The organism is Leptospira alexanderi serovar Manhao 3 str. L 60 (assembly GCF_000243815.2).
GTDB classification, from domain to species: domain Bacteria; phylum Spirochaetota; class Leptospiria; order Leptospirales; family Leptospiraceae; genus Leptospira; species Leptospira alexanderi.
Map to the genome: position 1 here is coordinate 40001 of NZ_AHMT02000047.1, position 12500 is coordinate 52500.

The 12500-nt window shown below is 41.1% G+C and carries 13 protein-coding genes (2 of these 13 running past the window's edge); all 13 read right to left on the reverse strand.

The genetic code is table 11. The annotated features are described in order from the left end of the window. Tightly spaced (at most 60 nt apart), the 13 genes in view from LEP1GSC062_RS14725 to LEP1GSC062_RS14785 form a layout consistent with a single transcriptional unit that may run on beyond the window. Positions 1-296: the 5' portion of a hypothetical protein gene (locus LEP1GSC062_RS14725; RefSeq protein WP_010578985.1), read on the reverse strand. The gene continues 235 nt to the left of window position 1, outside the view; the window shows 296 of its 531 coding nt (coding positions 1-296); the start codon lies at positions 294-296; the stop codon falls past the left edge of the window. Between the two features lie 7 nt (positions 297-303). Next, positions 304-1929 carry a cell division protein FtsA gene (locus LEP1GSC062_RS14730; protein ID WP_020984664.1) on the reverse strand — a complete coding sequence of 542 codons (1626 nt, stop codon included), beginning with the start codon at positions 1927-1929 and terminating at the stop codon, positions 304-306. Between the two features lie 7 nt (positions 1930-1936). Beyond that, the gene (locus LEP1GSC062_RS14735) at positions 1937-3181 is read right to left on the reverse strand and encodes a type II secretion system minor pseudopilin (RefSeq protein ID WP_010578986.1); all 1245 of its coding nucleotides are present in this window, start codon (positions 3179-3181) and stop codon (positions 1937-1939) included. Next, the gene (locus LEP1GSC062_RS14740; protein ID WP_010578987.1) at positions 3144-3788 is read right to left on the reverse strand and encodes a type II secretion system protein GspJ; all 645 of its coding nucleotides are present in this window, start codon (positions 3786-3788) and stop codon (positions 3144-3146) included. Before LEP1GSC062_RS14740 ends, LEP1GSC062_RS14735 begins: the two co-directional genes overlap by 38 nt. 9 nt (positions 3789-3797) lie before the next feature. Beyond that, entirely contained in the window at positions 3798-4427 is a 630-nt protein-coding gene (locus tag LEP1GSC062_RS14745) for a type II secretion system protein (RefSeq protein WP_010578988.1), read from the reverse strand. Further along, complete coding sequence (locus tag LEP1GSC062_RS14750; protein WP_010578989.1) at positions 4402-4971, reverse strand: pilus assembly FimT family protein; 570 nt, start codon at positions 4969-4971, stop codon at positions 4402-4404. The genes LEP1GSC062_RS14745 and LEP1GSC062_RS14750 overlap by 26 nt, the downstream gene beginning before the upstream one ends. Positions 4972-4992: 21 nt before the next feature. After that, positions 4993-5469 carry a type II secretion system major pseudopilin GspG gene (gene gspG / locus LEP1GSC062_RS14755; RefSeq protein ID WP_010578990.1) on the reverse strand — a complete coding sequence of 159 codons (477 nt, stop codon included), beginning with the start codon at positions 5467-5469 and terminating at the stop codon, positions 4993-4995. A gap of 22 nt (positions 5470-5491) precedes the next feature. Continuing rightward, positions 5492-6718, reverse strand: coding sequence for a type II secretion system F family protein (locus tag LEP1GSC062_RS14760; protein ID WP_010578991.1), 1227 nt, complete (start codon positions 6716-6718; stop codon positions 5492-5494). Between the two features lie 3 nt (positions 6719-6721). Next, the gene (gene gspE, locus LEP1GSC062_RS14765) at positions 6722-8395 is read right to left on the reverse strand and encodes a type II secretion system ATPase GspE (protein WP_010578992.1); all 1674 of its coding nucleotides are present in this window, start codon (positions 8393-8395) and stop codon (positions 6722-6724) included. Between the two features lie 3 nt (positions 8396-8398). Then, positions 8399-10204: a type II secretion system secretin GspD gene (gene gspD / locus LEP1GSC062_RS14770; protein ID WP_020984677.1), complete on the reverse strand. Its 1806-nt coding sequence runs from the start codon at positions 10202-10204 to the stop codon at positions 8399-8401. Between the two features lie 4 nt (positions 10205-10208). Continuing rightward, a complete protein-coding gene (locus LEP1GSC062_RS14775; RefSeq protein WP_010578993.1) occupies positions 10209-11111 on the reverse strand; it encodes a general secretion pathway protein GspC in 903 nt (300 codons plus the stop codon). Positions 11112-11171: 60 nt separating this feature from the next. Then, complete coding sequence (locus LEP1GSC062_RS14780) at positions 11172-12179, reverse strand: peptidoglycan DD-metalloendopeptidase family protein (protein WP_139356856.1); 1008 nt, start codon at positions 12177-12179, stop codon at positions 11172-11174. Continuing rightward, positions 12154-12500, reverse strand: partial view of a type II secretion system-associated lipoprotein gene (locus tag LEP1GSC062_RS14785; RefSeq protein WP_020984667.1) — the 3' portion only. The gene runs 28 nt beyond the window's last position; the window shows 347 of its 375 coding nt (coding positions 29-375); the start codon falls outside the window, past its right edge — the gene reads right to left on this strand; the stop codon is at positions 12154-12156. The genes LEP1GSC062_RS14780 and LEP1GSC062_RS14785 overlap by 26 nt, the downstream gene beginning before the upstream one ends.

Sequence of the window (12500 nt, forward strand, 5' to 3'; positions counted from 1 at the left end):
TTCATCGTAGAAATTTTTTCTTTCAATCCATATCGTATGAAAATCTCATCCAACTTCGCGTAAACGGCGCTTACGTCGGTCTCCCCTCCGGAAGAATCCAAAGACTTGAAATCGTTAAACTCCTGAATAATCTTATCCAGTTTTACGGGGGCGGTTCTCGAATCCTGAACTCTTTCCGTTAACCCCTGACGAAGAGTTATCACTTTGCGGATCGCCAAAAACACAATTAGTAAAAGAATCGCCCCGATTCCTCCGAATACGATCAGTCTTTCTCTGGGTTCTAATTTATCAAGCATGGCGATCTTAAAACGATTCCTCCGGAGAAATTGGTTTATTGACGACTTTCATCTTAATGATAAAAGACACTTTATAGTTTTTAACGCCTTGCATCAATTTTTTGTCTACAATCTCTATATCTTTAAACATCGGGGACTTTTCCAAAGATCTTTGTACAACTCCTATTTCGCTGAACTCGTTTACTTTTCCTCCGATCTTGACGAGATCCTGATCGTAATCGAACTGGTCTAACTGAAACGGCTGCATATCAGAAGAAGGAAAGTTTATGGACAATTCAAATAGGATGTCAAGAATACTCGGTTTGCTTAAGTATAATCTGTAAATCTCAGTTTTTTTCTTCTCTTCGTTCTTAAGTTTAGTGGCATATTCTAATATATCTGTGTCTTCGGGAGCGGGTCTGCCAAAACCTTTCTGAAATTTTTCGGCAAGCATCTTGTCGCCTGCACTGAGTTTCCGTTTGTCGACTACGATTCCTACAAAAAAAACCGTGATTAGAATGAACAAAGAAATTCCCGAAAAAATCAAATGTGGCCTAAACTGATCTAAGTTTAGAATGTTCTTATTGATTCGCTTAACGTGAGGGGTATCTATAAAATCGACCTTATCTTTTTTCGGAAATCCGAAATGATAACCCATTCCCAAACAAGTCGAGAAAGTATCCCCGTTCAAAGAAAGGAAATCATATCTACGAATGATGAGTCCCAGAGAATCTCCGAAAAAGGATTCGATTCCTCGGATCTTACTTCCACCACCTGAAAGATATAAAACTTCCGGTCTTTCAGCCTCGTTCATCGACACGATACTTCTGTTAATTTCGGATGAAAGTTTTTCCGCGAATTTTACGGCACTTTGAAATGCTTTTTTGATATCGATTGTTTTGAGTTTGAATTCCTTCGCAAACAAATTGAGATCAACCCCTTCTTCCGCAAACGGCTCAAATTGAAGAGAAAATTGAATCGCTTCCGCTTTTTCAAAAGGAATCTTTAAGTCGGATGCAATTTGTTCCGTAAGAGTGTCTCCACCCATGGAAATATATCTGGTATGAGCGACTTTTCCTTCATTCAAAATACTTAAGATGGTAACTCGCCCACCTATGTCCACTTGGACAGATTTCTTATGAGTGATTTCTTTGTTCGAATGTTCGAAGACAACGGAAGCAAGGCTCACCGAATCCACGAACAAACCTCTAAATATGATATTGCTTCCGAGAAACGGTGCAGTGATAAAATCCAATTCGCTGTGGTGCGCCGAATATGCAATCACGTTCGATTTTTCCTGATCAATTCTCCATATATTTCCCGTTACTTCGACGGTTTCCATGGGAAACGGAATTCTGTTTTCCACTTCAAAAGGAATCACTTCCCGAACCGCTTTTACGGTCGTAAGAGGAATAGAAAACTCCCTTACAAAAAGACGGCTCAAAGGAAGATTCAAAACGATACTCGTTTCGCCAGGAAAGTAGGAATTGATAAAACGAAGAATATTGTGTTTGTATTCGTCCTCTTCTCCATGAGAGATACTCATAATCTCGGAACGTAGAATGTTTAACTTACCGAGAACTTTTTGAAACAGTACGCCTTTGATCGTACTTGTTCCATAATCGATTGCAAGAAATTGATCGTAAATAAACATCTGTTTTTTAGTCTTCCATATAATAAAGCATCTGGTTATTGGTCAGATCGAAAATACCCGTGATTCTGCGAATTGTATTTTTTACTTGACCCACTGCTACGATTCGAAAAATTTCTCCCTTGGTTTTCACCCTTCCTCCCGAAACATCGGTTCCTTCTCCTGCGAGTTCCTTGTAAAGGGTCAATCCCCCTGCGGTTGGAATTTGAAATTCCTGAAATTTTTCCAGATCTTTCAGTTCTTTGATAAAACCGCCACGTTCCAATTTGAATTTAAGAATTCTCATAGCGGCCTGTTTGGTCATAAAATCGGATAAAGACATCAAAACAAAATATGGCGCACCGTTCAAGTTGATTCTATCATCCGAATTTTGTCCGGAAGGAATATACGCGGTCACGTTATTCGCTAAAACGAAATCGTTATCTCCGATCAGTGCTCGTTCCTCTTCCGACTGAAAAGCTTTGGAATATTTCTGATCAAAGTCTGCCGGCTTTAGAGAACCGTAAACCGTTTCCCTATCGAATCCCTTGACAGAAACGAGTTCCGAAAGAGAATACATAAAGGAATTCTTATTCTTCCGAGGGGGTTTTAGAGAGGAATAATACCCGTCTTCCGCGCCTCCGCCGACTTCCTGAAGATCGGTATCCAACCAGTCGAAGATCGGAAAGAGTTTTTCTCGTTTGATACCAAATTGATCAAAAAGTCTCGAAAGCATTTCTACAGAACGCAGATTCTGTTGATTGTCATCCTGATTCAAAAGAGAATTCAAATTGATCTTTCCGTCTTCGGAGCTGATCTTATAATAAATGGTCCCGCCTCCCAACGGCAAAGGCGGAGGGTTGAGTGCGATTCCACTTTTGTAGAGGTATTCCTCCGGAATTTTCTTAAGCGCACCCAACGCCCCTTGGAAACCCGCTTTTGCAAGAAGAAGCGCCCGGAACCCGTCCGCATTTGCTTGAGCGACTCTCAGTTCCCCCAAGGAAAGTTCTCCGAACTCCGTAGCCGTATAAAAGGAGGCGGTACCGATCGCCATCACTAAGATAACGACCATAAAACCTTCCCTGGATTTGCGAATGTTTCGTCGCGGTAAAATCAACAACGATCTGTTTTTATAACCGATTCGTATTTTAAAAGTAAACGAAACGTTTGAAACGTTCTTCCGTGTATTCAAAAAAGTAAAAGGAAACTTTCGAATCGAGTTTAATAAAATTTGAATATTATTTAAAAAGAATTCCCGGAAACGCGAGCGTTTCATAACGGACCTCCTTTTTTCCCGAGTTTACGATCAACTCGATTCGGATCAGTCTCGGAATCGACTTGGTAAGTTTCGAATCCCATTCGTCTTCCCATTTCGCTCCGGTTCTGGAATACCTGAGCTGAAAACTTTTTACGTAAGTCAACAAAGTATATTCTGTTCCTCCCGATTTCGGATAACGATCCACCATCTCATCCTCTCTACGTATGAGTAGATTATAATCGGAGTTATCCGGCATCGGTTTTAAGTAGAAAGAGACTTCTCTCACTTCCGGCATGGAAGTCTCTTCCGAATTCGGATGTGTGGCCGCAAAATCCAAACGGTCTTTACGATCGATTCCCCTTCCTTCGTTTTTACCGATAAAGATCAGTCTTCTCTGAGTTTGATGAAAGTATGTCATCGAGATCGTACTTCGAATATTCTCAATCGCAAGAAGAATATCCCTTTTTGCTGCCCCTCCGGAAGAAGAAGATTCTCTGGAAATTCTAAGAGAGGTGTAATACGTAGAAAAAATTCCGACAAATATGACGCCCAAAATCATCACCACGATCGAAATTTCGATCAAGGTAAAACCGTTTCGTTTGAAGTGGGCATTCTTCATTTTCATTTTAAACTCTTAATATTGCGCGGACTTAAACGTTTCCGCAGTGTAAGATTCCATTCCATTTCCAGTGGGATATTTGATCGTAACCTTAATTCTGAAAACTCGGATAATTCCGGCAGTAGCCGCCCCTTGGTTTGCCTGTCCTGATCTTTTCATGATCAATTTATTCATCTCCGAATCCCGACCACCGAGCAGATCCTCCGGTTTTTTGTTTTCTTTTCCGGCAAGTTTCATAAGATCCATCTCTTCCTCATTGATCGTCGTTTCAAAACTGTACCCGGGATAACCCGGAATATCTCCCGTGGTTTTATCAGATTGAAGCACCGACACAGAATCAATCTGAGCCATTTTAATTTTAGCGAGATGAACTGCGTTTGAAATTAAAGCCGCCATTCTTTGTTGTCTGATTCCGTTGGAGATAACCATGTAAGTGTATGTCATTGCAATTCCAGCTAATGCAAGAGCAATGGAAACCTCGATCAAATTAAAACCTCCTCGGATCAATTTCGACGAATATGCGCAATCTCCGATCGAACGAGTTTCGTCGTTACGATGCAAATTCGTTTTGTAGAATCCGAATTGACGTATGATTTTTGCAATCCGGAAAGAAACGGATTTACGGCTGTTGCTGTTCGTTATCATCCTGCTCTTTCCAATTCTTATCGGTCGCCAAATTCGAAGAAGTATGAAACTGCTCTCCTTCCAATACGGAAGCTTTCCCTCCATATCGATAAAGGATTAAGGTTCTGTAAATAGAAGGATCGTTTCCTAAATGAACACTATAATCCGCTGAGATTCCGAGATAGGTATACGGAACTTTGATGATTCCTTTCGTATATCGAAAACCTCGAATATCGGTGATGTCGATAATTTCGGAAGTATAAGGAAGTTTCTGAGGCTTAAAAATTAAGATTTCCTTAAGTCCACTTTCGTCTCGAACTAATTTCTTGACAGCATAAGTGTCATTGTCTATATCCAATTCCAATATCATCGTAGTATTCGTGAGAATGGACTTTTTATAACAGAATTCGGCCGCTTGTTTTAGAGTTTGCGCCGCATCACTTCCGGAAGGAATAATGAAATTCGCGGCGGTACTTGCAAGAATACTAATTAACCCCGCAAGTATCGCAATAACAACGATTAACTCGATTAGAGTAAATCCTTTCCGGATGTTTTGTAACTTCATAACCGGAAAGGAAAGATAGGATTACTTTCTGCGGAAGTCGATAGGATATTCGTCTTCATTAAGGATGTTGAAGTCAGCATTTTTACCCTCTCCGCCTTCTTTTTTATCCTTGCCCATGGTTATGAGTTGAATGTCGCCATTCACGTCTCTTTTGAGTTTGTAAGGAGTCCCCCAAGGATCATTGATCGCTGACTTTTTGGTCAGTATGGGTTTCCAATCTTCGGGAACATCTCCCGTAGTAGGCTTTTCCACCAAAGCTTCGAGACCTTGTTCGTCGGCAGGATAAGTGCCGTAACGTTGCGCGTATCTTTCAAGATGCGATTGAAGTTCGTAGGCGTCTTTTTTTAGTTTGAGGACCGCGGTATCATCGCTGATTTCACCTGGACGGAAATTGGAATAAACAAGAGCAATCAGAGCACCTAAAATGATCACAACAACGGCGAGTTCGATCAGTGTCAGACCTTTTCTGTATTTTCTTTTTAATTTGGATCGGTTCAATTCAATTCTCCTTAATCTAAAGCTATATATTTTGAAGTTGCTGCGTCAAGTTGTACATTGGGACCATAATGGATGCCATAATCGTTCCGATCAAAAGACCCATAACCACAATCATCAAAGGTTCCATGGATTGTGTCATTGTTTTAATCGCGGTATCTACTTCGGTATCATAAATATCCGCGAGTTTATTCATCATTTCCGGAACTCGGTCCGAGACTTCTCCGGCGGCAATCATACCAACCACCATCTGAGGTAGAATTACGGACCCGCTGAAAGATGCGGAAAGTTTTTCTCCTTCTTTGATTCTTTCTACCGCGTTTTTAATTTCTTCTCCGAAGATGGAATGATTCACGATTTTTTCCACGATGATCAGTGTAGTAATCAAGGGAACACGGTTACTCAAAAGAATTCCGATGTTTCTTGCAAAACTACTCACGAGAACTTTGCGTGCAAGAGAACCCAAAATCGGAATCTTCAACACGAACTCGTCCCAATTCCGTTTTCCTTTCGGAGTGTTTTTGTAATAGATAAAACTCATAACGGTGCCGAAGCCCAAGGCAAGGAGAAGCCACCAAAATCCGATCAGAATGTCCGAAACTCCGATTACGATTCGAGTGATCAAAGGAAGTTTCGCATCGAACTGTAGAAACAATTCTTGAATCTGTGGAATAACTACCGTTAATAAAAAGATCGTAACGAAGATGGATAAAGAACCCATGATGAACGGATATACCATCGCTACTTGAACCTTTGCTTTGAGTTCGCTCGATTTTTCTTCGAGTTCGGCAAGTCTAGTCAAAGTGGCTTCGTAATCCCCGGTTTTTTCACCGACTGCGACAAGAGACGGAAACTGACTGGGAAACACGTCGGGATGTTTTTTCATCGCTTCCGATAGAGAAGAACCTTCCGTGATATTTGCCTGCATTCCGGTAAGAACTTTTCTGAAATTTTGGTTTTCCGTTTGTTCTACGATGCTGGAAAGAGATTTATCCAGAGGAATTCCAGCACCGAGTAACGTAGCGAGTTGCCTAGAAAAGAGACCAACTTCTTTGCGAGGAATTCTATAAAAGTATTTTGCTAGAAATGGAAAAAGTTCCCTGTCTTTTCGTTCGGAATCTTCGGAGATATTACGGACATATAGACCCTTGTTCTTCAGTTTGGATCTTGCGGCTTGGAGAGAAGCGGCGTCTACAATCCCCTTCTCCTCCTTTCCTTTTTTATTAAAAGCAACGTAAGAATAAATGGCCATGAATTAGGTTACTCTGAGGACTTCGTCGATCGTAGTCACTCCGTCGATTATCTTTTTGACTCCGTAATCTTTTAGAGTTTGGAAATTATGTTCGAGTGCGATCTCGTTTAACTGGCCCGCGTCCTTACCTTGTAGGATCGCATGTTTAATGTGAGAATTCACTAACAAAAGCTCGTAGATTCCCGTCCTTCCCTTAAAACCGGTTCCCATACAATGAGAACAACCCTTACCTCTGTGTAAGCTTCCGTTCTTTAAAGCCTTTCTAGAAATTCCAATCGATTCCAATTCCGAAGCGGTGGGTTTGTAAACCTCTTTACATTGAGTGCAGATGACACGTACAAGTCTCTGAGCCATAAAACCCAAAACTGTGGAAGTGATAAGATACGGTTCGATTCCCATATCGATCAAACGGGTCGCCGCACTAGCCGCGTCATTCGTATGCAGTGTAGAAAACACAAGGTGACCCGTAAGAGAAGCCTGGATCGCGATCCTCGCGGTTTCCTCGTCTCGAATCTCCCCCACCATAATCACATCCGGGTCTTGTCGTAAGATCGCTCTTAAACCGGTAGCAAACGTAAGACCGATTTTCTCTTGCATCTGCATCTGAGAAATTCCTTCGATCTGATACTCCACAGGGTCTTCACAAGTGATGATGTTTCTTTCTTCTGTGTTCAGTTCGCTGAGCGCCGAATAGAGTGTGGTGGATTTTCCAGATCCGGTCGGTCCCGTAACGAGAACAATTCCATGAGGTTCATAGATTAGAGAACGAAGCGACTTGATGAGGTCGGGATAAAACCCCATCGTATCCAAAGAATACTTTTGATCCGTTTTATTCAAAAGCCTCATAACGATCCTTTCTCCGAACTGACAAGGAATCGTAGAAACCCGAATATCGATATCCTTTCCAGCAAGTCTGAGTTTAATTCTCCCGTCTTGAGGAAGTCGATTCTCTGCGATATTCAGATTCGACATGATCTTGATTCTAGAAGAGATTCCGGCATGATAGGATTTGGGAGGACTGAGAACATTATGCAAAATCCCATCCACTCTGTAGCGAACCACGAGTGACTTTTCATACGGTTCGATGTGAATATCCGAAGCTCTTTCGTTGACGGCCTGCGAAAGAATCACATTCACCATCTTGATGATGGGGGCATCGTCACTTAAGTCGAGAGTTTCGTTTTCAAAAGCTTCCGCAAGTTCTGAAAAACTTCCCTCCATCTCATTTAGCATTTCTTTTGCTGATGAAGAGGTGGTATCGAACTGAGAATGAATGATTCTCATGATCTCCGGCTCCGGAGCGAGAACGAATTCTACGTTATATCCTTTTAAAAAATTCCGCGCGTCGTCCATCGGATGCAGGTCGGACGGATCAGACACGGCGACTCGAATCGTCTTTTTGGAAAGTTGAAATGGAACAATCCTACTTCTTTGAAGGAGTTTCAGCGGAATTTGTAAGAATACGTCTTCCATTCCAGTAAACTCAAGCTTTTCCCTGAATTCAAGCTGATAGAGTTTGGATAAGGCACGGAGAATATCGGTTTCTCCGGCGATTCCTTTTTTCTGAATGATATGACTGAGCGGAAGATTATTTTTCTTCTGAACCTTAAGGGAATCTTCCAGATCTTTTTCGGATATGATCCCCTCTTCGATTAGGATATCTCCGAGAGTTTTCAAATTTTAATCCTCTTTTTCAAAGAAATCAAAGAGAGATTTGATTTCTTTTTCTTTATTGAGGGTTCTTTCTCTTTCGAGCTCGTATTGTTCCTGTTGCATCTTTTTCTTCACGGTCATCTTATCCGCATTTTCTCTGCTGTCTAGTATATGCGGTGTGATAAAAACCATCAAGTTCGTCTTTTTAATTTTTTCGGTGGTCCTTTTGAAAAGATGACCTAAATACGGAATATCCCCGAGCAGAGGAATTTTAATGATCCTCTTTTGTTTGTCATTTGAGATAAGTCCCCCGATAACGATAGACTGAGTATTCTCGATGGAAATGGAAGTTTTGATTTCGCGCCGATTGAAAGTCGGATTTCCTCCGGAAAGGGCGATCTCTGCGATATTCTTGATCTCCTGGAAGAGTTCGAGAGTAATTCTATTGTTTTTGTTCACATGCGGAGTAAACTTAAGTTTGATACCTGTCGGACGATATTCGTAGTTGTCCACCGTCACCGCATTGGTTCCGCCGGTACCGGCATTCCTACTTTGTGTCCTAACCGGAACATCCTGACCCACACTGATTTCCGCTTCTTGATTGTCCACGGTGAGTACCTGAGGAGCGGATAATACGTTGAAATTTTCATTTCCTTGGTTAGCGCTTAAAATTCCGATGATCTGTTCCGAACCTGCTTTTAAGAACCCCAAAGAGAAACCACTGAGTGTGTTGACATTCGGATTGATCTGTCCGTTTGAATTGATGACATTCGCCTCTTTAGAAAGACCCGAGTTGAATTGACCAAAAGCTTCTCCCTTATATCTCCAATCAATCCCAAAGTCGTTCAAATCGCTAGAGGTAAGCTCCACAATCAACACTTCTAAGAGAACCTGTTTTCGAGCGGAATCCAAAACTTTGATGATCTTTCGAATCTCGGCCCATTCGGCATTAGTTGCGGTTACAATGACGGAATTAGATTCTTTATGACCTACCGCCTTGATCTTTTCCACTTTCATCGGTATCTGCCCCGGAACTTTTTTCTCAGGGCTTAATTCTTCGGATTGAACCACAGGGTTATCCAATTTAACGAGAGTGGCCGCGATCTTTTCGGCCTCACTATGTTCCAGAGTATAAATGTGCACATCACCGGCGGACGCGATCGCCCCCGGACTTGCCTCTTCCAATTTCAGGTCGAGTTCATTTATTAAAACCAACAATTTATTGATGTCAGCTGCAGAACCGGAAAGAACGATCGTGTTCGTATTTCTATAAACGATTACGTCCGTATTCGGAGAAGTCAGACGTTTGAGGATTGGTTCCAGTTCTTCCGGTTTTGTATTTTCAATAGGAATAATCTGAGTGATCGTTCTGTAATCGCCTACTTCCGCTTCCGGAATTAGCTCCTTTCCAACTCGGACCACCGGAGATCTTGCAAGTGCATCTTTAATCTTGACAATCGAAATCAAATCCGGTTCTTCCACCACACCAAAACCAAGCGACTCTAAAACCGATTTCATAAAGATGAATGCATTTTTAATCGGAATTTCTTTTTGAGAAATGATCGTAATCTTTTTACCTTTTAAACTCTCATCTAAAAGAATGTTTTTCTTTAAGATAGCGCTCATCCCTTTGAGAAAATCGTTTAACTCGGTGTCTCTCCAGTTTGCGTAAAAGCTCTTTTCTGCCGGTTCTTCTGGAGCGGTCGTCGATCTTGTCTTAACGGAAGATTTTTTCTTGCTCTGAGGGAATACTGGTTTGTCCCACACTAAAAACAAAAGTATGAGAATGGAGAATATTCTAAAGATTGAAAATTGACTGATTGTTCCGTACATTTTTTTAATTTCTGATAATAAATTCGTAGGTGAGAATCTGACTACCTCTTTCTACATCTACTGTAATCTTATCGGCAGTTTTTACGGCTCCCCAGATTTCTAACATTTTTTCAGTTTCGGTTAATGGCATTCCATTTACTCGTTTGATAATATCTCCATTTCTAGCCCCTAAGGCATAAAAGATGTGATCTGGTGTTACACTGTAGATTTTATAACCGGTGATCTTTCCATTAATCAATGCAGGGCCAAATCTTGCATTCTTAAAGATCGCGGCTTGGTCCTTCAGCTTACGATTTACATCCTGTCTAGAAAGAACCTTTCGAATCGTATTTCCGGTAGGAAGTTGTTCGCCCTCCTTCGTATTGGCATCCAGACTTAGTTTAGCTCTTGCTTCTCCCGGGGTTTGGCCGATTTCAACTTTGAGAGTGACTCCTCCCTTTTCCAAAACGACGTAGTTAAGCGCAATCGAACGAATCTTATATCCACTGACAGTCTCACCAATTCCAAACTCCTGAGATTCGGCTTTTCCTTTTTCCACGATCGTAACCCGAGCAAAGGACCAGTGCCCGCTCAAGGTACCAGTGACTTTCATATCCTCTCCTTCTCCCGTGTCCGGGGGAGCGGCAGACATTTCACCTTCTACAGGAACTTCCCCTTCTTTAGAGACGACTCCTCGGATTAAATTTCCTTGAACCATTTCTTCATAAGAAGAAAGTGCTCGATTGATAGTTTCCGGACCCATTTTGCGAACCGAACCTACGTTAGAGTTCACTGCTTGAACACTTGGATTTAAAAAAGCGAGAATAACGGCCCTCAGAAAATAGGAAAGAGAATAAGAAAAGAATAAAATTACAGGAATAAGCGTATAGAAAGTGTTCTTCCTGAGTTCTAAAAAAATCGCGTTCATAGGAATTCGATTAGCAAATTTCTTTCAAGAAATTGGAATACTTCCCAATTTCTATTTGGATTACAATCTGGCAAATTTATTCGGATCTAAAGGTGTAACAATCTTCAATGCCTTTTTCAAAGCAGTTTCAGGATTTACCCTAGTTCCGTTTAAAAAGACTTCAAAATGAAGATGAGGCCCCGTAGCCGATCCGGTTCTGCCAATTGCACCTATGACCGTGCCAGTGCTGACTTTCGTTCCCTGATCAATCGTAATTTTCGAACAATGGGCATACATTGTTTTATAACCGTTTTCGTGATCGATGATAACCGTATTCCCATAACCTCCGTTAACTCCGGCAAAAGATACAATTCCGTCTGCAACTGCAAGAATGGGAGCGCCTTGCGCGCCTGCAAAATCCAAACCGGTATGAAAGCCGCGGAAACCAGTGTGAAATGGATCTTTTCTTCTTCCATAACGAGAAGTTATCTTTGCGTTCAAGACCGGATGTACAAAAAATCTACGAAATTCCACTTTTTCGCGACTTGCGTTACGCACTTGAACCGGAATAGAAATATTCTGTCCGACTTGAAGCGTAGTATTCTTTTTCAGACCGTTTGTAGAGATAATTTTTTGAACCGAAGTTTTCATATCTCTTGCGATCTTGGAAAGAGAATCTTTCGGTTTTACAATATAATTTTTATAGATGATCCCACTATGACTTATGATTCTGGAGGAAATGATTTTATTGACGTTGATAAAACTCGGAAGTTCTAAATTGGATTTATCCTTATGATAATTGAGGGAATATTTTTCCTCCTGCCAATTTTCAGGGGATTGGGAAAATAATTGTTTAATTTTACGTTCTTCCTTATCAGAAAAGAAGGAAGAATCTTTATTGGTATATTCCGAAATCTCAGCGTCGTAATTCTTTAAAGGATCTGGAAAAATAGGACGACCGAGAACCAAAGAAGAAATTAGAGGAATAAAGAAAAGTTTTCCATTCACTTTTTTAATATCGGATACGGATCTAGCCGATCTTGATCCTGCTTCTGTAGAGGATTTATTTTTTCTTTTTATATTCCACAAGTTCATTGGCTATCAACTTATCTAAGTCCTCTATAGTAATCTTTTTATTCCCGTATTCGTCATTCAGTTGATAAACAATCATCCTTCCGATAGCATATTCTCTTTTATGATCCGCAGGATAACATTTGACTTTTACCATAGAAGGAGTCGATTCCACATAAATCCGAACGAGCATCCCCTTTTTAAAAGTTTCCGTATTGGAAACTTTTTTGTCTTTTGTTAGGTAATAAATTTTTTCCGAATAGTACTCGTTGATATGAGCGATTGCGTCCTTACGAATGAGTCGATTGCCGCAACCTGCGAAAAAAAGAAAAAACGCGG

What these genes read in the sequence shown, in the direction of transcription:
- LEP1GSC062_RS14730 (WP_020984664.1), bottom strand. Translation starts at nt 1,929, where the DNA reads ATGTTTATTTACGATCAATTTCTTGCAATCGATTATGGAACAAGTACG.
- LEP1GSC062_RS14735 (WP_010578986.1), bottom strand. Translation starts at nt 3,181, where the DNA reads ATGAAACGCTCGCGTTTCCGGGAATTCTTTTTAAATAATATTCAAATT.
- LEP1GSC062_RS14740 (WP_010578987.1), bottom strand. Translation starts at nt 3,788, where the DNA reads ATGAAAATGAAGAATGCCCACTTCAAACGAAACGGTTTTACCTTGATC.
- LEP1GSC062_RS14745 (WP_010578988.1), bottom strand. Translation starts at nt 4,427, where the DNA reads ATGATAACGAACAGCAACAGCCGTAAATCCGTTTCTTTCCGGATTGCA.
- LEP1GSC062_RS14750 (WP_010578989.1), bottom strand. Translation starts at nt 4,971, where the DNA reads ATGAAGTTACAAAACATCCGGAAAGGATTTACTCTAATCGAGTTAATC.
- LEP1GSC062_RS14760 (WP_010578991.1), bottom strand. Translation starts at nt 6,718, where the DNA reads ATGGCCATTTATTCTTACGTTGCTTTTAATAAAAAAGGAAAGGAGGAG.
- gspD (WP_020984677.1), bottom strand. Translation starts at nt 10,204, where the DNA reads ATGTACGGAACAATCAGTCAATTTTCAATCTTTAGAATATTCTCCATT.
- LEP1GSC062_RS14775 (WP_010578993.1), bottom strand. Translation starts at nt 11,111, where the DNA reads ATGAACGCGATTTTTTTAGAACTCAGGAAGAACACTTTCTATACGCTT.